The following is a 23,172-nucleotide window of genomic DNA, read 5'->3' as shown; positions in this document are numbered from 1 at the left end:
GCTATGAGATAGTTAGAAAAGCTTTTAAACAAGGTCATTTTCATCAAATACATTGCCACATTCAGGGCAGAATTTAGGTGGATTATAAGCATCTTCTGGTTGCCAGCCACAATTGCTACAACGATATTGACGGCGGGTTTCTGGTTTCGGTTGACCACAGTTTGAACAGAATTTACCATTATTGACAGTCCCACAAGTACAAGTCCAGCTGTCACTCACAGGTTTTGGTGAACCGCATTCAGGACAGAATTTACCTGAAGCTTCATGTCCATTTGGACAAGTCAATTTATCTGCAGTAGTTTGGGTTTGAGAGGTTGCACTCGCTGTTTGCGTTTGCTGACTAGCTGCTTGCTCTTATCCCATCGCAAAAAGATTTTGAGCATTCATGCCGCCTGCGCCCGCTGCCATTCCTACTCCCATAAAGCCAGTCATCGCACCGCCTGGATTTTCAGCCGCTGCTTTCATAGCATCTGCCTGTGCACCGACTAAGGTAGCCGCTGCCATGGTTGGGTCCTTCATAATAGCCACACGTTGAGCCTGCTTAATCATTTCAGCATCTTCGTCTGGAAGAGTTACTGAACCAAGAGCTACACTGACGACTTTCAAGCCACGAAGCTCGCCCCATTTGCTAGAGAGTGCTTCATTCATAGCATTTTCAAGTTCTGTATTGTGGCTAACGATTTGATTTGGCCGCAATTCTAGATCAGATAATGCAGCGAAAGCTGGTTGGAGGGCACTGATAAATTCGGTTTTTAGCTGTGATTCTAATTCTTCACGCAAATATTCTTTTTCGACATTGCCACAGACATTGGTATAGAAAAGAAGTGGGTCTGCAATCTTATAAGAATAAACACCAGAACAACGGACAGAAACATCCACATCTAAGCCGATTTTTGAATCCACCACACGAAACGGAATCGGATTTGGTGTGCCAAACTTATTATCAATCAGCTCTTTTGTATTGAAATAATAAACACGTTGATCTTTGCCTGTGTCACCACCATAAGTGAACCGTTTTACGATTTGTTTGAAGGTCTTCTTAATGGAATCACCTAAATTACCTGTAAAAATACTCGGCTCGCTAGAAGTGTCATAAGTGAATTGACCAGGCTCAGCACAGACTTCAACAATTTTTCCTTGCTCAACAATCATCATACACTAACCATCTGCAACAGCAATTCCAGAACCATTCGAAATAATGTTGTCGCTGCCCTTCGTATTAGATGAACGTCCAGATACTTGCTTTTGTCCTTTGACCACCATGACGGACTTGTCCATGGCATCACAGTAAAAGAATTATTTCCATTGGTCAGCCAATACGCCGCCTACGGCACCAATTCCTGCTTTAATGAGTCCCATAAGAATCTCCTTTCTCTCTTTAAAAAGCATGTTTCCGCTACCATACACTGTACTACTGAACGACATCATCTCCTTTATCATAAATTTGTAAATTTTTACAAAAAATCATACGCTAACTGGCAATATTTGTCTTTTTATCGCAACATAATTAGCTGTATGAAAGCGTTTTATCTCCAAAACTATTTTACCATATTTTTATAAAATTGTAACTATCAAAAATATGAAAGCTATTTTTGGATTTATAAAACGCCAGAACTTAATCGTATAAATAAAAAAACGAATAATTCCGATGTTCTGACTAACAGAATATCGAAACTGTTCGTTTTTTGTATGATTTTTATGCAACTCTCTTAGATTTCATTTTTTGAAATCCTTGTAGAGACAAGCACAGATCTATCTCACTTAAAGTATATGACATTATACTTTTTCAGGAACAACTGCAAGTAATTCTTGAATAGCTGCTTGGTTGCTTCCTCCAGCCATAGCCATGTTTGGTTTACCACCACCACGACCATTTACGATTGGAGCAAGTTCCTTGATTAAATTGCCAGCATGAATATCTTTTGTCTTGCTAGCCACAAGGACATTCACTTTCTCACCAATGGCTGCCACAAGGACAAGAACGTCTGAATAGTCTTTTTGTTTCCAAGTGTCTGCAAAAGTGCGTAGAGCACCCGCATCAGATACAGAAACTTGGCTGGCAATAAAGCTGTGTCCATTAGCTTCCTGAACATTCTTGAAGACTTCACCTGAAGCTGCTGCTGCTGCTTTTTCTTTCAGTTCAGCATTTTCTTTTTGCAATTGGCGAAGTTGTTCTTGCAAGGCTTCAACCTTATGCGAAACTTCTTTCATTTGTGGGACTTTCAGTGTCGTTGCAATAGCTTTCAAAGCATCTTCTTCCTCACGGTAAGCTTCAAATGCTTCTTTGCTCGTCACAGCGAGGATACGACGAGTTCCTGAGCCAATTCCTTCTTCTTTGATAATCTTGAAAAGACCAATTTCAGAAGTATTCTTCATGTGAGTACCGCCACACAACTCAATAGAGTAATCTCCAATTGTCACCACACGAACTTCTTTTCCGTATTTTTCTCCAAAGAGAGCCATCGCACCCATTTCTTTAGCCGTATCAATGTCTGTTTCAATCGTTTTGATGTCAATCGCTTCCCAAATTTTTTCATTAACTTCTTGCTCAATGCGACGTAGCTCTTCTGCTGTAACTGCTTGGAAATGAGTGAAGTCAAATCGAAGAAATTCTACTTCATTGAGAGAACCTGCTTGCGTTGCGTGTTTGCCTAAAACATTGTGAAGAGCCGCATGAAGCAAGTGTGTTGCTGTGTGATTCTTCATAACACGGTGACGACGATTGTGGTCAATTTCAAGCTTATATTCTTGGTTTAGCGTGAGTGGTGACACCACTTCTACCGTATGGAGCGGTTGTCCATTCGGCGCTTTTTGAACATCTACGACTTGTGCAACGAGATTGCCTGCAAGGTCAAAGATTTGTCCGTGGTCTGCTACTTGTCCGCCCATTTCAGCATAAAATGGCGTTTCTGTAAAAACGAGGTAAGCTTTACCAGAAGCCACTTCTTCTACTTCTTTATCATCTGCCACAATCGCAACCAACTCCGCAGATAAAGCCTCTTTTTCATAGTTAAAGTGGCTTTCAGTTGTAATGTTTTGCAAGGTTTCATTTTGCATGCCCATAGATCCACCTTTAACCACACTAGCCCGTGCGCGTTCTTGCTGCTCTTTCATAGCAGCTTCAAAGCCTTCGCGGTCTACTGTCATACCAGCTTCTTCGGCAATTTCTTCGGTCAATTCTACTGGGAAACCATAGGTGTCGTACAGTTTAAAGACATCCGTTCCTGAAATAACAGACTGTCCCTTTACCTTTAACTCTTCTACAATACTTTGTGCAAAGTGTTGACCTGAATGAAGCGTGCGAGCAAAAGATTCTTCTTCACTTTTAATGATTTTTTCGATAAAATCTTGCTTTTCAAGCACTTCTGGATAATAGCTTTCCATAATTTTTCCGACAGTTGGAACAAGTTTATAAAGGAAAGGCTCATTGATTCCTAATTTTTGACCATGCATCGAAGCACGACGGAGCAAACGACGCAGAACATAGCCACGTCCTTCATTTCCTGGAAGCGCACCATCGCCAATAGCAAATGACAGAGAGCGGATATGGTCTGCAATGACCTTGAAGCTCATATTGTCACCATCTGGATTGTAATTCTTACCAGATAACTTCTCTACTTCACGAATAATCGGCATGAAAAGGTCTGTTTCAAAGTTGGTCTTTGCCCCTTGAATAACAGCTACTAAGCGCTCTAGACCTGCACCCGTATCAATATTTTTGTGCGGCAACTCCTTGTATTCACTTCTTGGAACAGCTGGATCAGCATTGAATTGAGACAAAACAATATTCCAAATTTCAATATAACGATCATTTTCAATATCTTCTGCAAGCAAACGAATTCCTTGATGTTCAGGGTCAAATGCTTCCCCACGGTCAAAGAAGATTTCTGTATCTGGTCCAGAAGGTCCTGCACCAATTTCCCAGAAATTGTCTTCAATTGGAATCAAATGACTTGGATCGACACCAACTGAAATCCAACGATTATAAGAATCATGATCATCTGGATAGTAAGTCATGTATAGCTTGTCTTTTGGAAAATCAAACCAATCAGGACTAGTCAAGAGCTCGAATGCCCATTCAATCGCTTCATCACGGAAGTAATCACCAATAGAAAAATTCCCCAGCATTTCAAACATAGTATGATGACGTGCTGTTTTTCCGACATTTTCAATGTCATTCGTCCGAATCGCTTTCTGCGCATTGGTAATCCGTGGATTTTCTGGAATAATAGTCCCGTCGAAATATTTCTTTAATGTTGCAACGCCAGAGTTAATCCAGAGTAGAGTCGGGTCATTGACCGGTACTAGACTAACAGACGGTTCGACAGCATGTCCTTTTGAGGCCCAAAAATCTAGCCACATTTGGCGTACTTGAGCACTTGATAATTGTTTCATTTTCTTCTCCTTAAAACATTTCTCTAACTGATTTTTCTATTGCCCATGTGAGTTTTAAGAACTACTTTCAAGAGCTTCTACATAGTCAATAGCCACACACAATGAAACCACTAAATCCGCGTAGGCATCTTCATAAACTACAACTTGATAAGCGGACATCAGGTGCAAGAGTTCTTTTGAAATCTCTGCAATCACTTGTCCCTGCGCATCCAGCAGACGAAATTCTAAATCCCAGATATTCCCCTCGATGCGCAGATCTAAGTTATCAAATTCATATTTATCTCGTAAAAAAGTGAATTTTTTACGGATATAAAAACTCGAACCATTGCGCAATTGAATTTCAAATTGAGGTAAGACTGTTAGCACAGTCTTTTGAATTTGGCTGACCACTTCACCCTTGTCATCATAAATCGTAAAAGTTTTGGGAATTTTTAAAAAGCTTCCCTCCACTTGATAATCAATGTTCCCACGATCATCTTTGATGTCAAATTTCTCACCACCAAAGCGAAATTTTTGTTTTACAAGATAAGTCTTCATGACGGTTCCTCGCAAAAAGACAAGTCCACTAGACGAAGGGCGAAAAACCGCGGTACCACCTTCATTCAATGAACTTGTCATTCTCATTATATATGCAATTTTTCCTTTGAGTAGCATGATTTTCGTTCTTACATGGCTTGCAGCACCGCCAATTCTCTGAACTAAGAGGTCAAAAATCAATTCTCAATAGTCCTATTATACTCACTTATGAGCTTTTCGTCAACTTATTTTGATGAAGATGACGAGCTAGATGTTGATTTGCTATCTGACTTGACATATTGTGAGAACAGATTTTGGAAAGCTTGATCTTTCACCTTAATATTGGCTGCTTGTAATTCTTTGGCAACAATTTTTTGGATAAAGGTTCGATCATTTTGTTTTTGTGTCAAGATAACATTTTTCAGTTGTTTCTTGTAGTCTTTCCAGTTTGCTGATTTTTCAGACTTACTATTTAGTTTCACAATATAATAACTTGAAGAATAGGTTGATGATTTAACGGTGATAACATCAGAAATACCGTTTGCTTCAAGGGAAAAAGCCACTTTTTTAACAGCATCTGGAACATCTGTTGAAGCTGAGTCAAACTTCTCTTCCCCACCCTTATCTTTGGTCTTCGTATCCGTAGAATTTTCCTTGGCAATTTGTCCGAAATCAGCACCTTCAGCTTTTGCTTTCTCCAATACTTCCTTTGCCTTATCTTCGCTATCTACCTTGATGATTTGAGCAGTCACTTCTGGTGTATAAGATTCGTATGCTTTTTTATAGTTTGCATCTGTCAATTCTTTTTCAGCTGCTTTTTTGACAGCATATTCGACCAATTTATTGGTTCTGATTTGTTCACGATAAGTATCTTCCGTCAATCCTGCTCTTGCCAATACTTGTTGGAAAGCAGTTCCGTAAGTGCTCTTACTCTTATTGAACGTTTCATTGACTTCTTTTTCTGTAACATGTTTACCATAGCTCTTTTCAAAAACTTCTTGAATGGTCATATTGAGAAGTACTTGTTGAGCAGCTGCATTATTTTTTACTTTGTCATAGAAATCATTGACAGTAATTGTATTTCCTTTCATCGTGATAATATCTTTACCACCAGCTTGCGAGCATGCCGCTAATGTTACAACTGACAAAAGCGTAATGGCTCCTGCTAGAATTTTTTTCTTCATTATGAAAACTCCTTTTTTTAATTCACTTTCTTATTGTACCATAAAATAGATTTAATATCTTAAATTTTCCTAAAAACTTTGAAAATTTAGGAAAATATTAAGAATCTCATTTTTTTCTAATCATCAGAATGCCGTCGCCAAGTGGTAGCAAGGTTGAAGTCAATTCAGGCTGATTCAGTGTTTTATCAAATAATTGGTGCAACCCTCGATAAATCGTTCGTTGACCTCGGCGAACTTCACTCATCTCCTTTGTGACATCTCCACCTTGAAAAACATCATCTATGATGATAATTCCTCCTGAAGAAAGGCGCTTCAGAACTTCTGGCAGAAAGACAACGTATTTGGACTTAGCAGAGTCCATAAAGACAAAGTCATAGCAATCTTTCAAATGAGGAAGAATATCCATTGCATCTCCTTCCAGCAATGTAATTTGCCTGCGCTTATCAAACTTGGAAAAGTTCGCTTTGGCAAGAGCAATCATTTCTGGATTTCGATCAATCGTTGTGATTTGTGCGTGCGGTGCATGTTCTGCCATTAAAAGAGCTGAAAAACCAATGGCTGTCCCAATTTCCAAAATCTTCTGTGGCTGTAAAGTTTCTAACAGAAAACGAAAATAGGCAACTGTTTCGTGAGGAATAATGGGAATATTTTCTGCATGAGCAAAAGTTTCGAGCTCTTTTAAGGAGCCCGAAACTTGCTTTTGCCGTGTCCGCATAAAATCGACGATTTCTTCTTTGACAACGGGACGACGCATATTGTGATTGGCATTTTTACTATAGGATTCAACCATTTTATGCCAGTCCTAACTTTTCTACGAATGCTTCAAATTCATCAAGACGACGTTCAAAGACTGCAAAAGCAGCATTGAGGTAGTCTTCTTTTTCCATATCTACACCAGCTTTTTTAATGACATTTAGCGGATAATCAGAATTTCCTGCTTTCAAGTAGTTGAGATACTTCTCTTTATCTTCTTGCGTTCCGTTAACAATCTTATCTGCTAAGGCAGAAGCAGCTGAGAAACCGGTTGAGTATTGAAAAACATAGTAATCATAGTAGAAATGCGGAATCCGTGCCCATTCGTATTGAATTTGTGGGTTGTCTTCTTTCGTCAAACCATAATATTTTTCATTCAAATCTGCGTACAAATCATTCAAAAATTCACTCGTCAAGACTTGACCTTCTTGGTCAGCTTTGTGAATGGCATGTTCAAACTCGGCAAATTGAGTTTGGCGGAAAACAGTTCCACGGAAACCGTCCAAGAAATGATTCAGAATCGCAAAGCGGGTTTGATCGTCATCTACTTCTTCCAATAATTTCTCCGTCAGGATATTTTCATTGGTCGTAGAAGCAATCTCAGCTAAGAAAATAGAATAATCTCCGTAAACGTATGGCTGATTTTCACGAGTATAGCTAGAATGCATACTGTGACCTGTTTCATGAACCAGCGTGAAAAGATTGTCCAACGTATCTTGCCAGTTGAGCAACATAAAAGCATTGGTATCGTAAGAACCACCAGAATAAGCCCCAGAGCGCTTGCCTTGGTTTTCATAAACATCAATCCAACGATCTGAAAAGGCTTCTTTTACTCGACCTAGATAATCTTCTCCAAGGATAGCTAAGACTTCTTCTGCTTTCATCAAGGCTTCCTCATAAGTAAATTTGTAATCTGCTTCTGACAATGGTGTATAGAGGTCATACATTTTCAAATCAGAAAGGCCTAAAATCTTTGCACGTAGGGCAATGTAGCGATGTAAGAGTGGCAAGTGTTTGTTGACCGCAGACACTAAGCTATCATAAACACTTTCTGGAATAAAGTTAGCAGACAAAGCAGCTTCACGCGCAGAAGAAAAATTACGAACTTTGGCATTGTAATTATGAACTTTAACATTCGTTTGGAGTGTCTTAGCATAAGTATGTTGGTATTGCTCATAGACGCTGTAAAGCGCTTCATAAGTTTCCTTGCGGACTGTACGATTTTTCGACTCCACTAAACTAATGTAATTTCCGTGCGTCAATTGCACTTCATTTCCTTCTTCGTCGTGCACGGTTGGAAAGACAATATCAGCATTATCTAAGATTCCAAAAGTTTCACCCGCAGCACTAAAAATTTCACCAGCTCCTGCTAACAATTCTTCCTCACGTTGAGAAAGGATGTGAGGTTTCTTTTGCAGTAGCTTATCAAAGAAATGCTGATAGATTTGCAATTCGGGCTTTTCAGCTAAGAAAGTCTGATATTGCTCGTCTGTGATTGCCATAAATTCTGGCTCATAAAAAGCAAAGGCCTGTCCGAACTCACTATAAATGGCCATTCCTTTGGCTTGGTATTCTTGATATTTTGCCACGCGCGTATCTTGGTCATTTTTCATGTGAGCATAGGAATAGAGTTTTTCGATACGACGCATCAAGTCCAATTGGATTTCTGTTGTTTTTAAAAGGCTGTCAGATGAGTCCAAAAGATGCCCTGCTAAGCTGCTGGCTTCTTTTAATTCTTTTGAAACTTGAGTTAACTCTGCCTCAAAAGCTTCATCTGTTGTGAAAATCGTTGTTAGGTCCCAAGTGTATTTTTCTTCAATTTCATTTCTTTGTTTTGCCATAAAATTTCCTCCGTCCTTCCTATTCTATCATAAATATTGCCAAAAATCTTTGCATAAAAAGCTGGAGGATAGAGAATTTGGAAATTTTTATTTTTTTCTTTTTCATAATAAGCTGAAAATTGCTGGTAATAAGGTGTGAGATCTTGAAAAATCTGGCAGAAAGAGCTGGAACGAACAGGTTGGACTTGCGGGTAAAAGTCACTAGCCGTTTTGGTTAATAAATTATCACCCGTTTGATACAATTCTGCCTGCCATTTCATCCATTTGGGCTGCTGATAATAGAGCTGCTGGCGCACATAACTGCAAATATTTTTATCTTCTTTTGCCAGAAAACTCGTCATTTCCTGCTTGCAGAATGGCTGACGAAAGATGTCTAAAAGGTTTCCTTTACCAAAAGCAAAACTTTTCTCCTTATACTGAACCTTGCCATGCAAATCTTCATGAATCAAGTATTTAAGCCTCAAGAGCTGTTGCTGTTCGTCTAATTCCCATAGATGAAAGCCCATATTTTGACTGAAATAGAGAAAGTCCTTTTGTAAATTGGTCAAGGAATCTTTCAGCCAAAGTTTCTTTCCCAAGAGCCAAAAGACGCGATAACCATGCTGACGATAACTGTCCGTACGCTCTTTTAAGCGTTTTTGACTAAGCGAGCTACACTGAACTTCAAGCGCAATTTGTTTTTCAACTAACAAATCTGCGATTTGCTGCAATTCTGGTAAATAAGCTTCTACTTGAATCGCATGATTGGATTTTCTAGCCCAAGTAAACAAAGCAGTTTTCAGATTTAGGTGCTCTGCACTTTCATTTTCCGTAGAAAAATGGCAGTTTTTCAAGGAAATATGAGCAAAATGCGATCGCATCACCTTGCCATTCTTAAATCGCACCGCTTCCTTACAAGCCGGGCAGAGAAACCTATCCAACGGATTTACCGTATCTTCCACAGCATTTAGCATTTTTCCGTTTTCCTGACAAGCCATTAACATAGATTATTTTCCCCTTTTACTTAAATTATTCGTAAAAAAAGAGTGAGACAGAACTCATCTTAAAAATTTTAAGTTAAGTTCTGTTTCACCCCCGCAAAGTTGCTCAACAGTCTTCCAGACTGTTGAGCTGGTGGATAAAGAAAACAAAGTTTTTATCAAAAGTGCTTTTCTGAGCTTGAAAAATGAAGAACTTTGAAGGTGGGGCAAAGTGCTCAGCTTCCTTTGTTTATATAGTTAGAATTATAAGACACAGTAGTTGAGTGGACTCTAATATGTTGATAAATCAACTTTTACAGTCCTACTCAACCGTGCGGAGGTGGGACGATGAAATCAAGTTTCTACAAAACTACTGATTTCTGCCCCACTCTCATCCTCCACCTCAAAGTAGTGCTTTGAGCAAACAGCTACTGCGACCTTGGTTTATTGCACTATATAAATTGAAGCTGGAGACTTTCGTTCCAGCTTCAAATTTTTTATAAGGGGAAACAAAATTATTGAATCGCTTCAGCGCCGCCCATTTCTTCTTTGTACAACTTCGTATCATACATCTTAATAAATGGATACCAAATCACAAAGGCAGACAGAGCACAGACAAGTGCAACTACGAAAGCACCAATATTACCACCTGAACCAACATAAGCTCCAAGACCAATAGGTGTTGGCCATGGTGTTTGGGCAATTGCTTTACCAGCTAGTCCAAGTCGGACAGACCAGTAACCAATTGAAGCAGAGACAATTGGAGCCAAAATAAACGGAATGGTCAACATTGGATTATACACAATTGGTAGACCAAAGATAAGGGGTTCGTTGATGTTGAAAATAGCTGGACCCATAGCTGCTTTTCCAAGCATACGTAATTGATCTGACTTCGCACGGAAAGCAATATAGAAGCAAAGCAATAAGGTCGCACCAGAACCACCGATTGTTACATAAGAGTTGGTAAATTCACCTGCATAAGCAATGAATTTGCCGTCAACGTTTTGTGCCATATTAGCAAGCAAGATCGGATTAACCAGTCCCATAACGATATTAGCACCGTGAATACCGACAATCCAAAGAGCATGAACCAATAAGTAAATCACAACGATACCTAGCCATGTATTAGTGATATGGCTAACAAAGGCAAACGGAATTGCAATAACTTTATAAATATCTGTACCAAATAGGATAAAGATACCGTTAATGAAGAGTACTGCAAATGCAATGACAAAACCTGGAATGAGGGCTGTAAATGAACGAGCAACTCCTTCTGGAACAGCTTCAGGCATCTTGATGACCCAATTCTTCTGCACACAAAGGCGATATAGTTGCACAGCGAGAATGGACATCAGAATCGCAGTAAACATACCTGATGTAGATAAACGTGTCAAACTATCTCCGCCAACAGTCCAACCACCAATTGTTGCTTTTCCTGTAACGGCTGAAATCACTCCTTTAGAATAAGTTAATTCAGGAATGGTCAAAAAGTAAGCAAATACCGCTAAGAGACCACCATTGAGTGGATTGAGGTTGAGCCCTTCTTCTTCGACATAAATTTTTGTGTATTCATACCCAATAACGATGGCAAAATAGAGAGACAAAATCCCCATTGTACACTTATAAGCTAACAAGTATAGAGCTTGAATCTTATCAAATGAATTCGCCCACAAATCAACAATAAATTGAAGATTAAAGGCTTGCGGTATAACACTAAGAACCAAGAAAGCAGACCCTACGATTGTAAAGGGAATGCTGGCCATCCCGGCAGCAACAATAGCACGAACAGGACGCCAAGTAGAGACTTTCCCCATTGGTCCCATGAGGTACTTTTCTAGAAATTCAAACAATTTATTCATAATATATCCTCCTATGATGTTTGAAATATAATTTATAAACTAACGTTGAACAGTGGCAATATATTCTTGAATGCGTTTATATTGCTTATCTGTATGGTGATGAATTCGACTTAATTTTCTTAACATTAGAATGGCTAAAAGTAGCCCCAATAAAAGTACAACCGTTAAAACGGTTACAGTGGTTGTACTAATCGAAAAAAATGGAAAGAGGAAATGATACTGTCCCACAAAAACAATTATCAGTAGCAAAACATTTGCTAAAGCAGAAATATTGTAAAAGAACCGCGTTAATGTCGCTTCTTTTTGATGAACGCTGTACATTCGTGTTTGTTCCCACATTGCCAACGCCGCTAGAACAGTTAGCAACAAAGGCAACAGCAAAACTAAACCAGCCTTTGAAAGATACAGCATTAGCATCCAATAAAGATTAGCAAAGAAGAAAAATGCTGTCGCGTAGCGGACTGAAAAGAAACGCGTGTAGTACATGTTTTTTATTGCTGCTTCTTTTCGTCTTGCTTCTAGTTCTTGTTTCTCTTTTTCAGTCATGTTTTCCCCTTTCATTCATCTTTTACTTTTCAATCTTTCGATAAAGACTGAGCATTTCAAGTGCTACCTCACGCAAGGTCATAGTTGTCATCAAATGATCCTGAGCATGCACCATGATAATTTCAATTTTGATTTCCGTTCCACTTGCGTATTCTTGTAGCAAATTTGTTTGTGCATGATGAGCTTCCAATAGTTCTGCATTGGCAGCTTCTAACTTTTCAGCAGCTTCATCATAATGCCCTTCGCGCATATCTGCAAATGCTTCATGAACTGTTGTTCTTGCTGAACCACTATGCAGGATAATTTCAAAAGCTGCAACTTGTAATTCTTCCTGATTCATAGACAATCTCCTTTACTTTATGTTTAAAAATAATGCTTTAAATTCTGTAAACGACTGACAGCTCAATATCTTTGCTTGCAGGTCAGGCTGCTCTAACAAATCAACAATCTTTGATGTCAACGTTGCCATTTCTTCATTCCCATAAACGGACGGAGAAGGGAGAAAAATGAGTTGAATTTTAGGACTTTCTTCATTCCACTGCACGCCATTTCTCACAATGGCAACACCAATTTTATGATTCTTTGCAAGGGGCTTAATCGGGTGAGGCACCGCAACTTGTTCTGAAAAAACGACAGAACTCATCTTTTCACGCTGCTTGATTAGCTCTTGCATATGTGTAACAAAATCCTTTTCTTCTCCCTGCTCCATTTTTGTTAATAATTCTTGCAAAATCTGCTCTTTTGACGCATCCTGCATGAGAATAAAACAAGATGGAGAGAAATATTCATCAAAAATCCTTTCACTATCTTTATCAAATGTTATCATCGCTTTAACTGGCAAACAGGTTCCAATCGGCTTTAACTGACTGACCTTTTGCTTGATGGACTTTAATTCCTCTGCATTTAAAAAGATACTAACAGTAAAAACAGGAACACTAAAGACTAAATTTGACAAGTCAATAGACGAAATGATGAAATCAATATCTTTCAAACGTTCATCATCCAACTCATAATAACCAATCACATCTACAATGTGAACTAAGTTACCCAGCTCATTGACAATCCGATTTTTTAGCATTAATGCCGATCCATAACCCGTAGCACAAATCACCAAAATGTTAAACTTTTGCTTTTCCTTTAATCGCTCCAAAGCAGCCATGAAATGCAGTGCCACATAAGCCACTTCATCATCTGATAAGTCTTCCTTAGAAAAAATCGGCATTTCCTGCAAAATTTCTCGTGTCATTTCCAAAACTGCTGGTGCTTGCTGTTGAATATCCTGTAAAAGGGGATTTTCAAGCATCACATGATTTTGCAAACGCACATAGAAAGTAGATAAATGAACAACAACTCCTTCAACTAATTGAAAATCATGCTGAAATTGATAAGCCTTGACATGCTCGACTTGCTCTAACGCCTCTAGTAGCTGCTTGCGAATTTCTTGATTGGTGTCTATTTTGGTATTCTGGCTTTCTTGACAAGAAGCTTTTGAAATCAAATGGAGCGTGATATAGTCTACTTCTTCTTTGGGAAATTCCAGCCCAGTTGCCAAATACACTCTGTGTAAAATTTTCTCAGCAATCTTTCGTTCTGCCAGATAATTACCTTGTTCCCAGTCTTCAATCTTGCTAATTTGGAAGCCTTCTGCAATCCTTTTAAACGATAAGGCAATATGAATGACTAAATTTTGAATCACAAAATCTGACAACTTTAAGTGACCTTCACGACATTCGTCCAATACGATAATCGTCAATTCTTCTAAGCTGATTTGCCGTCCTGGAACTTCAATGTTAATGTAATTGTGCAAACTTTGAAAGAAATTATCACGAAAAAAGTAATCCATGATAAAACGTCGTTTATTCCGTTCGCTGCCTTTTACATAAACACCACGATTGGCTTTGCTCTCGATTTGTAAATCATACTTTGCCAAGTCTTGTCTGATTTTCTTGAAATCTGCTGACAAGGTTGAACGACTGACAAACAGCTCTTCTGCTAAGTCATCACAATAAAGTTTTTCCTGCTCAAAGAGCAATTTATTTAAAATGTAATTGTAACGATCCTCTATATTTTCAGTCTTAGCAGAGTTTTGCTCTGTAAAAAATTCTGTTTCTATAAAGTTTCGATAGAGAGCTTTATCTTGAAGTTCAAGTCGATAACCATAACCTTGCTTGGCTGTAATCTTCCAACCAGTTTCATCAGGCTTCCAATCCATCAATGATTTCAGGTAAGTTCTTATCGTACGATCAGAGCAAGAAAGCTGACTAGCTAATTCCTTACTTGTAATATAATGATCTTTATTTTCCAACAAAGATTGAAGAATCAATTTTTCTTTCTGATGTAGCAATACAGTTCTCCTTCCGCATTTATAAGAACTATTTTACCCTTTTTGAGCTGAAAATTTAAATCTTTTCCAAGATGAGGTTTGCCATTTTTTCAATTCCCATTGGAATAGGAATGTAGGCTTGCGGAGGAATTTGTACAATAGGTTTGCCGACTTTTGCTCCAGCATCCTCAAATTGCTTGAAATACATTTTTGTTTGAGGGCTAATGAGATAAAGATCAAATTCAGCAGCAGCAATGGCTTTTCCACCTTCTGTCGCACTAATAGCATCTACTTCAATGTCATGCCCTTTGCTCTTTAAAAATTCCGTTGTTTTCTTTGCCATCAAAGAAGATGACATACCTGCTGCACAGATAATCAATGCTTTAGCCATAAGATTTTCTCCTTATAAATAAAATTTATTTTATAAACTCATTATATATGAAAACGGTTGCAACTTCCATCTTATTTTTTTCCTTAGTTAAACGGAAACATTTCCTTAGTCACTTTTTTTACTTATATTTTAACTTATAACGGAGAATAGTTCCTGATAAAACCAAAGAAACGCTGTTAGCCATAATCAAAGGCAGATCGTTAATCACCAAGCCATGAAACAGCCACAAAGCAATACCAACAACTTGCATCAGATACATGCCAAGCGCAATAGACTCTGTGTCCTTGGTCTTGATGACTTTGAAAACCTGGGGCAAAAAGGCAAAGGTTGTTAAAATAGCAGCAATACTGCCAATCATGTTTATCTCCTGAATAATAAGTAACGACCAGCGCTCTTGATGAGCCTATGGCCAAGTGACGCATAGTCTACGAAAAACTCTTCAACTTGTATCAAATTTTATTGACTGGAAATACCCACCAACCATCTATTTTGAAGAGTTTGACGAAGAAAAGTACATTTTCCTCTCAAAGAAAATGGGCGGAAGAAAAATCTCCATTCCTCTTCCACTCCTTTTGGGATCAGTGTCTTTCCATCAGATGTAGGCATTCATGATACCTGGATATTTTAACAGGACCTGGACATCCTTCTTTTCCAAACCATAGATTTCCATAATCAATTCGCGAATCTTGGCATCATTGATGTCACTGTCTACGAAAAAGCCGTCTGCATTTTTCAACTTAATCGTCAAATGCTGAGTGATAGCTGGATTGGCAGCCAAGTCTGGCACAGCGACTCCTTTAGAAAATTTGATGACATAGGTTATTTTTTTACTCATAAAATCCCTTATCTAGTCTACAGTTTCTCCATTTGATGCAATGACTTCCTTATACCAGTTAAAGGACTTCTTCGGTGAACGTTCATAACTCCCCTTGCCATCGTCATCCTTATCGACATAGATAAATCCATAGCGTTTGCGCATTTCACCCGTACCTGCTGATACTAGGTCAATACAGCCCCAAGGCGTGTAGCCCATGAGATCCACACCATCTTCTACCACGGCCTTTTTCATCTCGCGGATATGAGCACCCAGATAGTCAATCCGGTAATCATCGTGTACCATACCGTCTGCTTCCACTTGGTCAATAGCTCCAAAGCCATTTTCCACAATGAAAAGCGGTAGATGATAATGATCCGTAAACCAATTGAGAGCATAGCGCAGGCCTTCTGGGTCAATCTGCCATTCCCATTCAGAAGCCTTGACAAAGTTATTTTTAACCAAATCTTCAGTCTCTATATAGTCGAAGTAAGGATTATTTTCCCGATGGGAGTCAATAGCAAAGGACATGTAGTAGCTAAAACCAATATAGTCAACAGTGCCCTCTAGCAAGTCTTTTTGATCCTGCTCGCTAAAGTCCACCTTGATTCCCTTCCTTTCCCAGTATTTGAGAATATGCTCAGGATATCGGCCAAAGACATGCACATCTGTAAAGTAATAACGCTTCTGCATAGCTTTCATCGCCATGAGGACGTCCTTAGGATTGCAAGTAGCTGGATAAATCGGACACATGGCAATCATACAACCGATTTGGAAGTCAGGATTGATCTCATGACCGATTTTAACTGCTCGCGCAGAAGCTACCAGCTCATAGTGAGCCGCCTGATACATGATTGCTTCGCGATCATCGCCTTCCTTGTAGACAATCCCAGAGTTAGTGAAGGGAGCAAAATCCTCCTGATAATTAGCTTGGTTATTGATTTCATTGAAAGTCATCCAGTATTTGACTTTATCCTTATAACGCTCAAAAACAACTTCTGCAAAACGGACAAAGAAGTCAATCACCTGACGATTTTTCCAGCCACCATACTCGGTCACCAAATGATAAGGCATTTCGAAATGCGACAGAGTAATAACTGGCTCAATCCCGTATTTGAGACATTCATCAAAAAGGTCATCATAAAACTGCAAACCAGCTTCATTGGGCTGCTCTTCGTCTCCCTTAGGAAAAATCCGCGTCCAAGCAATAGAAGTTCGGAAGCACTTGAAACCCATTTCCGCAAACAGAGCAATGTCCCCCTTATAAAGATGATAAAAATCAATTGCTTCATGATTTGGGTAGTATTTGCCTGGCAACACTCCAGCCGTAATTTCACGCGGAACCCCATGGCGAGCTGCTGTCATCACATCAGCCACACTAATGCCCTTGCCGCCTTCCTGCCAACCACCTTCTAGTTGATGAGCTGCAACTGCTCCACCCCAGAGAAATCCGTCTTTAAATGTTGACATGTCTAAAGTCCTCCTGATTTTGATACTTTTATTATACTCCTAAGAAAGCGCTTTTAAAACCCATATTTTTGCCACAGCAATGCGGAAAATAAATCCAAAGTTTGTGAAAGCGGTTGCTTTTTCGGCTCATTTCTTTCTATAATGAAGGAAAAGAATATAAAATCTACATTATGTTTCTCTATCTAAGAAAGGTCATCTCATTCCGCTATGATTACAAAAAGTTTTTGATTTATATACCTATTATTGCTATAACTTGTACTATGATAGCTTTTTTATTGTACTTTTTACCCATTGATTCACGCCCGTTTTATCTTTCCCTCTTTACTTTTCCTTTTAGCTTACCTCCTTTCTTTCAGCAAAAGAAAGTTTCTACTTTTATCTTTGCTGGTTTTATAGACGGAGTTTTAAAAACAGGACTTTTTCTACTTGGTATCAAGCCTGTTAGTATTACACTTCCATTTTTAGTCGTTTATAGATGTGTCAGCCTGATTGCCTATGTTTGGCTCTTTTTATTTAAGAAAAAACTAAATGAGTAAATTAAAAAGAGTGAAACAGAACTAAAATTTGAAAATTTTTAGTTCTGTCTCACCCCACAGCCTGAGAGACAGTTGAGATGGTGAATGACAAAAACGACGTTTTCATCAAAAGTGTTTTTTCGAGCTTAAAAAGCAAACAAGGTTAAGACTCGTTTCATGAGCCTTATCCGGTAACTAATTCGTCATTGCTTTATTATACAATATGCTATGAAGCTGGAGACTTTCAATCCAGATTTTTTATACCTCTCTTATTTTAACCGAATAATTTCTGATTTGGCTTGTTTGGCACTTTCAAAAAGAAGGCTAAAACAAGCACTACAATCATCACACCAGCTAAGAAAAAGCTCATCATTTCATAGCCAGATTTGTCAATAATGTCTCCTGCAATATTTTGGATAAGAATGGTTCCCAAATTTCGGGCTGTTTGAACAAGGACAATAGCTGTCACCATATATTTTTCATCTACTACATTAGCAACAATCTTTAAAGTCACCATAATCAACAACATTCCTGTGGCGTGCTTTGACATCAAGGTCAAAAGAATCTTGGAAGTCAATCCAAAATCCAGACCATAAATCACATACTGTAAGAGCAAAATGAGCAGGGAAATATAAAGCAATTTTTTAATCGGAAGTTTATCCATAAAAAGATAAGAAAAGAAGATCAAGGGCGACTCACAAATAACAGAAATAGCTACCACAGTCGTCGCCACATTGACACTTAAACCACTATGCTCTAACATAGATGGTATATAAGTGTGACCAGTATTCCCGACTCCAGAATAGAGCGCTACAATAACGAGGTAAAACAAATATGTTTTATTTTTAAAAATCTGTCCAATATAGGAATCATTTTTCGTTTGTGTCGTTTTTTTAGGACGCTGATCTTGTTTTGGCTCAATTCCCAGCACTCCAAGAATACTCACACACATCATACCGATAAACACGATGAAAATCGCTTGCGGAGAGATGAACTTATAAATCAGCCCTGCTAATTGTGAGCCCATTGCATAGCCAAAAGTCCCCCAGATACGGATTTTCCCATAAGTATAAGGGCTTCTAGCAGCTAGAACGTCCATAACAGGATTCACACCGTTGATTAGCATTAAAACAGCGCTGTACCAAATTGTCAAGAGCAAGAGATTATTGGCTTGCATGAAAAAAATTGCTCCAACGATGATGAAAAGAAAGCTATAAATGGTTACTTTTTTAATGCCAATCGCATCATTCAAAACACCCATAATAGGCTGTACAAGCATTGAAGAAAAGAACGAGGCAGAGACAACAAGTGAAACCTGACTAGCCGAATACCCCTTATCCAGCATATAAACTGAAATTAAAGTTGAAAACAATGAGTATGATAAAAAATAAAAATTATACATCAAAAAATAAGCAAAATAGCTATTTTGAAATTTCCTAAACATGATTTTTCCTTCTCCCTAAAAAGGTGACAAAGCCCGATTGGATCAACCAATCGAGCTTTCTATTCTACAAATGAGTAATTAACGTTTCTGACGACGAGATAATTGTGTATCGTTAGTCGTACGCTGTTTTCTTCTTTGCTTACGTTTCGTTGCTTCAAAAACGACAATGAGCAAAAGAATAAGCAACGGAACTGCGACCAGAATGTGATAATCTAAAAAGAGTTGCTTCAAACTTTTTCCGCTAGATTTTGCTGTTGTAGTTTTTACAGTTGATTTAGCTGTACTGTTTTTAATTGCTGTATTCTTTACTTCTGTGACATTATCTCCGTTTGAAATAAGCGAAGAAAGTTGCTCCAAACCATTATCATTTTTCAATACGTCATTTTCCACAACTGCTTTTGCTGCTGTGTCTTTTTTCACTGTTGCATAGAAATCTTTTGACAGGTTATATCTTTTTCCATTGATTGTTTGTTCTCCAGCCTTGAAAATTTTTTTGTACTCATAATCAGCATAAGCTTTCTCAATCAAGGCATTGCCAAATGGATGGCGGTAATATTCTCCGTCTTGGTCAGACCAATTCCCAACTCCCATGATAACACTAATCAAACGTTGTTCCCCTCGCTTAATCGTTGCGATGTAATTAAAAGCTCCTCGTGGACTTGACCCCGTCTTTAAACCTTCGACGCCTTCAATGCCATATTTGGCACCGGGAAGTGAGTAATTATAGGTTTCAAAGGTTTCTTCATACGGCGTTCCCTTTTTTACCGTTACGACTGGTTTATTGGTGTAATTTAAAATATTTGGATAATTCTTGACGAAATGGTACCCTAAAATGGCTAAATCGCGCGCCGTTGTCTGATTGGCTGCATTGTTATCATACCGTTGTGGAGTATACAAGCCTTTGAAAGAAACAGCTGCAGCTCCGCTAGCATTGAACCATTTTGTATTGGTCATACCTAATTCTTTTGCCTTGGCATTCATCATGTCCAAAAATGTATCTGGATCATTGTTAGATAAATAATTGGCTAACATAACAGTTGTCGCATTTGAAGATGGAACAGCTGTCATCGTAATCAATTCAGAGACAGTATAATCTACTCCCGCCACAATTTTATTATTGGAAATTTCGTAAATTTTGGCAATTGCTTCATCACGTGGTGTTGCTTTGATAACTGTATTTTCGCTCAACTTTCCTTGCTGAATTGCTTCAAAAACTAAATACAAGGTCATCAATTTGCTCATACTGGCAGGATCACGAACTTCATCAATATTGTCTTGCCAAAGGATATTTCCCGTATTAGCATCTACAATCAAGGACGATTTAGGTCGATTGATTGGATTGATCTTCTCGTTTGGATACATTTTTTGTGCCATATCAACCAACTCATCTGCACGAGCAGCAGTTACTCCCACATACAACACAAAAAGACAAACAATAGCTAACAGCTTTTTCACTAGAATCCTCCTAAGTTCTCACTTATCTTCTAGTATAGCACACTTTATCCATAGGATAACGAACTTTTTTCAAAATGTCAAAAAACCTACCTAAAAATTAGATAGGAAATAGATTCTTATTTTTTCAAAATGCTTAAAGCTTCTTTATCTGCGATAATGACAACATCTTCATGTTTTTGAAGGACGCTTCCTGGTAGTTCTTCTATAATCGGTCCTTCTACTGTTCCTGCAATCGCTTTAGCTTTTGAAGCACCATAAGCAAATAAAATAATAGATTTTGCATCGAGAATATTCCGAATCCCCATTGAGTAAGCTTGCGTCGGTACATCTTCTATTTTATCAAAGAAACGAGCATTCGCTTCAATAGTTAATTGCTCCAAATCCACTACATGAACCGTGCTATCAAAGCTCGTCCCTGGTTCATTAAACCCAATATGACCATTTGTACCAATTCCCAAAATTTGCAAATCAACAGGATGTTCTACCAAAATTTGGTTGTAGCGTTTCACTTCTGCTTCCGCATCTTCAGCAACACCATTTGGTAAAAAGCTTTCTTTAAAAGGCTTTTGATTAAATAAATGTTCTTGCATAAAATAACGATAAGACTGAGGATTTTCCCCACTTAATCCTATGTACTCGTCTAGATTCACACTGGTTAAGCCTGACAAATCAAGGTCACTTTCAACAATTTGCTCGTAAAAACTCAAAGGACTGCTCCCTGTCGCTAAGCCTAACGTTTTAGCTCCTTCAGCTAATTTTTCTTTTAATAATTCAAAGGCTACTCTACCGCCGTCTACTTGATTTTCCACTTGAATAATTCTCATCGCTAAACTCCTTTTCCTTATTTAATTACATTATATGGTATAGACCGATTTTTGTCAAGAGAATTTGTTTCTTTTTAAAAAATCCGAGCTTGTTTGCACGAAAAATCGTGCTATAATAGAAGAATGTTAGTCTATTTACTCTGTTTATTTTTACTGGGAGTTGCATTTGTTATCGCTGCGCTCCTTTTCAAAACCAAGCGAATCTGGTATTATACCCTATTGATTTTAGGCATTTTACTCATGTGCCTGCCACTTGTTGCTTGTTGTTATTCGTTATGGATTTTAATTACAGCCTAAGGAGAATGTATGAATACTGCTGATTTTGACTTTCATTTACCAGAAGAATTAATTGCACAAACCCCTTTAGAAAAGCGAGATGCTTCCCGCCTTTTAATCGTCAATCACGAAACTGGTCAAATGGAAGATACGCACTTTGATGCCATTATTGATCAATTACATCCTGGAGACGCTTTGGTTATGAATGATACGCGCGTCTTGCCAGCACGCCTTCATGGTGAAAAGTCTGAAACAGGCGGACATGTTGAATTACTACTGTTGAAAAACATCGCAGGAGATGATTGGGAAGTGCTAGCGAAGCCAGCCAAGCGCTTAAAAGTCGGAGCAGCTATATCTTTTGGTGACGGGCGCTTAACAGCAACTGTCTTAGAAGAATTAGAACACGGCGGACGAATTGTACGTTTCCATTACCAAGGGATTTTCTTGGAAGTGCTTGAAAGTCTGGGCGAAATGCCTTTGCCACCTTATATTCATGAAAAATTAAAAGACCGTGAACGCTATCAGACTGTTTATGCTAAAGAAAATGGCTCAGCGGCTGCTCCTACTGCCGGACTTCATTTTACCAAAGAGCTGCTGGCTCAGATTGAAGCTAAAGGCGTAAAATTAGTCTATCTGACGCTTCATGTTGGTCTAGGAACCTTCCGTCCTGTCTCTGTAGACAATGTAGACGAACACGAGATGCATTCAGAATTCTATACATTGTCTGAAGAAGCAGCTAACACGCTTCGACAAGTCAAAGCTAGTGGACATCATGTCGTTGCAGTTGGAACAACTTCTATCCGTACACTGGAAACAATTGGTTCAAAGTTTAACGGGGAAATCAAAGCTGACTCTGGTTGGACCAACATCTTTATTAAACCTGGCTACGATTGGAAAATCGTAGATGCTTTTTCTACCAATTTCCACCTTCCAAAGTCCACTCTCGTCATGCTCGTTTCAGCCTTTGCAGGGCGAGAATTGGTGCTCTCCGCTTATCAACATGCCATTGATGAAAAATACCGCTTTTTCAGCTTTGGAGATGCTATGTTTATAAAATAATAGGTGAAATATGAATAAAATTGAAAGCCGTCATCGACTCATTCGCTCGCTTGTCCTAGAGAAAAAAATTCACACACAACAAGAATTACAAGATTTGCTTTCAGCAAATGGCGTTACAGTGACGCAATCCACACTTTCTCGAGACATTAAAGCTTTGAACTTAGTAAAAGTACATGAAGCAGATATTTCTTATTATATTATCAATAGCATGGCACCTTCACGCTGGGAAAAACGCCTGCGTCTCTATATGGAAGATGCCTTGATTATGTTGCGTCCTGTTCAACATCAAGTTGTCATGAAAACTCTTCCTGGATTGGCACAATCATTCGGCTCTATCTTAGATGCTCTAGAATTTTCCGAAATTGTCGCAACGGTCTGCGGTGATGATGTCTGCTTGATTATCTGCGAGGACAATCAAAAAGCACAAGACTGTTTTAACAAATTAAAACAATTTGCACCCCCGTTCTTCTTTAGTAAAGAATAACCTTTTTAAGTATGAAAAAGCTGAGAATGGACATTTTTGTCCACTCTCAGCTTTTTTCTTCTAA

At 38.5% G+C, this 23,172-nt stretch carries 20 protein-coding genes and 1 pseudogene; 3 read left to right on the top strand and 18 right to left on the bottom strand.

What is annotated here, in order from left to right:
* Positions 1-24: 24 nt before the first annotated feature.
* The 15 genes and pseudogenes from HMPREF2933_RS06605 to HMPREF2933_RS06535 all read right to left on the bottom strand — a co-directional run bounded on the left by HMPREF2933_RS06605 (position 25) and on the right by HMPREF2933_RS06535 (position 17,051).
* Positions 25-1,359, bottom strand: a pseudogene (locus HMPREF2933_RS06605) (SPFH domain-containing protein).
* A gap of 417 nt (positions 1,360-1,776) precedes the next feature.
* The gene (gene alaS, locus HMPREF2933_RS06600; RefSeq protein WP_024051949.1) at positions 1,777-4,395 is read right to left on the bottom strand and encodes an alanine--tRNA ligase; all 2,619 of its coding nucleotides are present in this window, start codon (positions 4,393-4,395) and stop codon (positions 1,777-1,779) included.
* A gap of 54 nt (positions 4,396-4,449) precedes the next feature.
* Positions 4,450-5,019, bottom strand: coding sequence for an LURP-one-related/scramblase family protein (locus tag HMPREF2933_RS06595; protein ID WP_081333904.1), 570 nt, complete (start codon positions 5,017-5,019; stop codon positions 4,450-4,452).
* A 137-nt stretch (positions 5,020-5,156) separates the two neighbouring features.
* Positions 5,157-6,095 (bottom strand): peptidylprolyl isomerase PrsA, encoded by a 939-nt coding sequence (gene prsA, locus HMPREF2933_RS06590; protein WP_070672675.1) that lies wholly within the window; start codon positions 6,093-6,095, stop codon positions 5,157-5,159.
* Between the two features lie 106 nt (positions 6,096-6,201).
* Positions 6,202-6,885, bottom strand: a complete 684-nt coding sequence (locus HMPREF2933_RS06585) for an O-methyltransferase (RefSeq protein WP_024051952.1) — start codon at positions 6,883-6,885, stop codon at positions 6,202-6,204.
* 1 nt (position 6,886) lies between these two features.
* Complete coding sequence (gene pepF / locus HMPREF2933_RS06580) at positions 6,887-8,689, bottom strand: oligoendopeptidase F (protein WP_024051953.1); 1,803 nt, start codon at positions 8,687-8,689, stop codon at positions 6,887-6,889.
* Positions 8,641-9,672 carry a competence protein CoiA gene (locus HMPREF2933_RS06575; RefSeq protein ID WP_024051954.1) on the bottom strand — a complete coding sequence of 344 codons (1,032 nt, stop codon included), beginning with the start codon at positions 9,670-9,672 and terminating at the stop codon, positions 8,641-8,643. The genes pepF and HMPREF2933_RS06575 overlap by 49 nt, the downstream gene beginning before the upstream one ends.
* A gap of 491 nt (positions 9,673-10,163) precedes the next feature.
* Positions 10,164-11,507, bottom strand: coding sequence for a PTS cellobiose transporter subunit IIC (celB, locus tag HMPREF2933_RS06570; RefSeq protein WP_024051955.1), 1,344 nt, complete (start codon positions 11,505-11,507; stop codon positions 10,164-10,166).
* A gap of 39 nt (positions 11,508-11,546) precedes the next feature.
* The gene (locus tag HMPREF2933_RS06565) at positions 11,547-12,053 is read right to left on the bottom strand and encodes a hypothetical protein (RefSeq protein WP_024051956.1); all 507 of its coding nucleotides are present in this window, start codon (positions 12,051-12,053) and stop codon (positions 11,547-11,549) included.
* 22 nt (positions 12,054-12,075) lie between these two features.
* Complete coding sequence (locus HMPREF2933_RS06560) at positions 12,076-12,393, bottom strand: PTS cellobiose transporter subunit IIA (protein WP_021001470.1); 318 nt, start codon at positions 12,391-12,393, stop codon at positions 12,076-12,078.
* Positions 12,394-12,405: 12 nt separating this feature from the next.
* Positions 12,406-14,397: a BglG family transcription antiterminator gene (locus tag HMPREF2933_RS06555; RefSeq protein WP_024051957.1), complete on the bottom strand. Its 1,992-nt coding sequence runs from the start codon at positions 14,395-14,397 to the stop codon at positions 12,406-12,408.
* A gap of 55 nt (positions 14,398-14,452) precedes the next feature.
* The gene (locus tag HMPREF2933_RS06550; RefSeq protein ID WP_003073302.1) at positions 14,453-14,767 is read right to left on the bottom strand and encodes a PTS cellobiose transporter subunit IIB; all 315 of its coding nucleotides are present in this window, start codon (positions 14,765-14,767) and stop codon (positions 14,453-14,455) included.
* A 118-nt stretch (positions 14,768-14,885) separates the two neighbouring features.
* Positions 14,886-15,125, bottom strand: coding sequence for a SemiSWEET transporter (locus tag HMPREF2933_RS06545; protein ID WP_024051958.1), 240 nt, complete (start codon positions 15,123-15,125; stop codon positions 14,886-14,888).
* A 234-nt stretch (positions 15,126-15,359) separates the two neighbouring features.
* Complete coding sequence (locus HMPREF2933_RS06540) at positions 15,360-15,602, bottom strand: hypothetical protein (RefSeq protein ID WP_024051959.1); 243 nt, start codon at positions 15,600-15,602, stop codon at positions 15,360-15,362.
* A 12-nt stretch (positions 15,603-15,614) separates the two neighbouring features.
* Positions 15,615-17,051: a 6-phospho-beta-glucosidase gene (locus HMPREF2933_RS06535; protein ID WP_024051960.1), complete on the bottom strand. Its 1,437-nt coding sequence runs from the start codon at positions 17,049-17,051 to the stop codon at positions 15,615-15,617.
* Between the two features lie 170 nt (positions 17,052-17,221).
* On the opposite strand from HMPREF2933_RS06535, the gene HMPREF2933_RS10120 reads away from it, so the two are divergent.
* Positions 17,222-17,587, top strand: coding sequence for a hypothetical protein (locus HMPREF2933_RS10120; RefSeq protein WP_024051961.1), 366 nt, complete (start codon positions 17,222-17,224; stop codon positions 17,585-17,587).
* 253 nt (positions 17,588-17,840) lie between these two features.
* Here the strand turns inward: HMPREF2933_RS10120 and HMPREF2933_RS06525 are convergent, their stop codons facing one another.
* The 3 genes from HMPREF2933_RS06525 to HMPREF2933_RS06515 all read right to left on the bottom strand — a co-directional run bounded on the left by HMPREF2933_RS06525 (position 17,841) and on the right by HMPREF2933_RS06515 (position 21,289).
* Positions 17,841-19,010, bottom strand: coding sequence for an MFS transporter (locus HMPREF2933_RS06525; protein WP_024051962.1), 1,170 nt, complete (start codon positions 19,008-19,010; stop codon positions 17,841-17,843).
* A gap of 78 nt (positions 19,011-19,088) precedes the next feature.
* The gene (locus HMPREF2933_RS06520; protein WP_024051963.1) at positions 19,089-20,465 is read right to left on the bottom strand and encodes a DUF1958 domain-containing protein; all 1,377 of its coding nucleotides are present in this window, start codon (positions 20,463-20,465) and stop codon (positions 19,089-19,091) included.
* A gap of 116 nt (positions 20,466-20,581) precedes the next feature.
* Positions 20,582-21,289, bottom strand: a complete 708-nt coding sequence (locus HMPREF2933_RS06515; protein ID WP_024051964.1) for a glucosamine-6-phosphate deaminase — start codon at positions 21,287-21,289, stop codon at positions 20,582-20,584.
* A gap of 306 nt (positions 21,290-21,595) precedes the next feature.
* Here HMPREF2933_RS06515 and queA point away from each other — a divergent pair, with 306 nt between their 5' ends.
* Together queA and HMPREF2933_RS06505 are read left to right on the top strand one after the other, a co-directional pair.
* On the top strand, positions 21,596-22,624 hold the full coding sequence (gene queA / locus HMPREF2933_RS06510) for a tRNA preQ1(34) S-adenosylmethionine ribosyltransferase-isomerase QueA (protein ID WP_024051965.1): 1,029 nt from the start codon (positions 21,596-21,598) through the stop codon (positions 22,622-22,624).
* Positions 22,625-22,634: 10 nt separating this feature from the next.
* Positions 22,635-23,108 carry an arginine repressor gene (locus HMPREF2933_RS06505; protein ID WP_003031885.1) on the top strand — a complete coding sequence of 158 codons (474 nt, stop codon included), beginning with the start codon at positions 22,635-22,637 and terminating at the stop codon, positions 23,106-23,108.
* The last annotated feature ends 64 nt before the right edge of the window (positions 23,109-23,172 follow it).

This window comes from Streptococcus sp. HMSC066F10, assembly GCF_001813805.1.
Taxonomy (GTDB): Bacteria; Bacillota; Bacilli; order Lactobacillales; family Streptococcaceae; genus Streptococcus; species Streptococcus vaginalis.
This window is presented reverse-complemented; position numbering and strand designations above follow the sequence as displayed.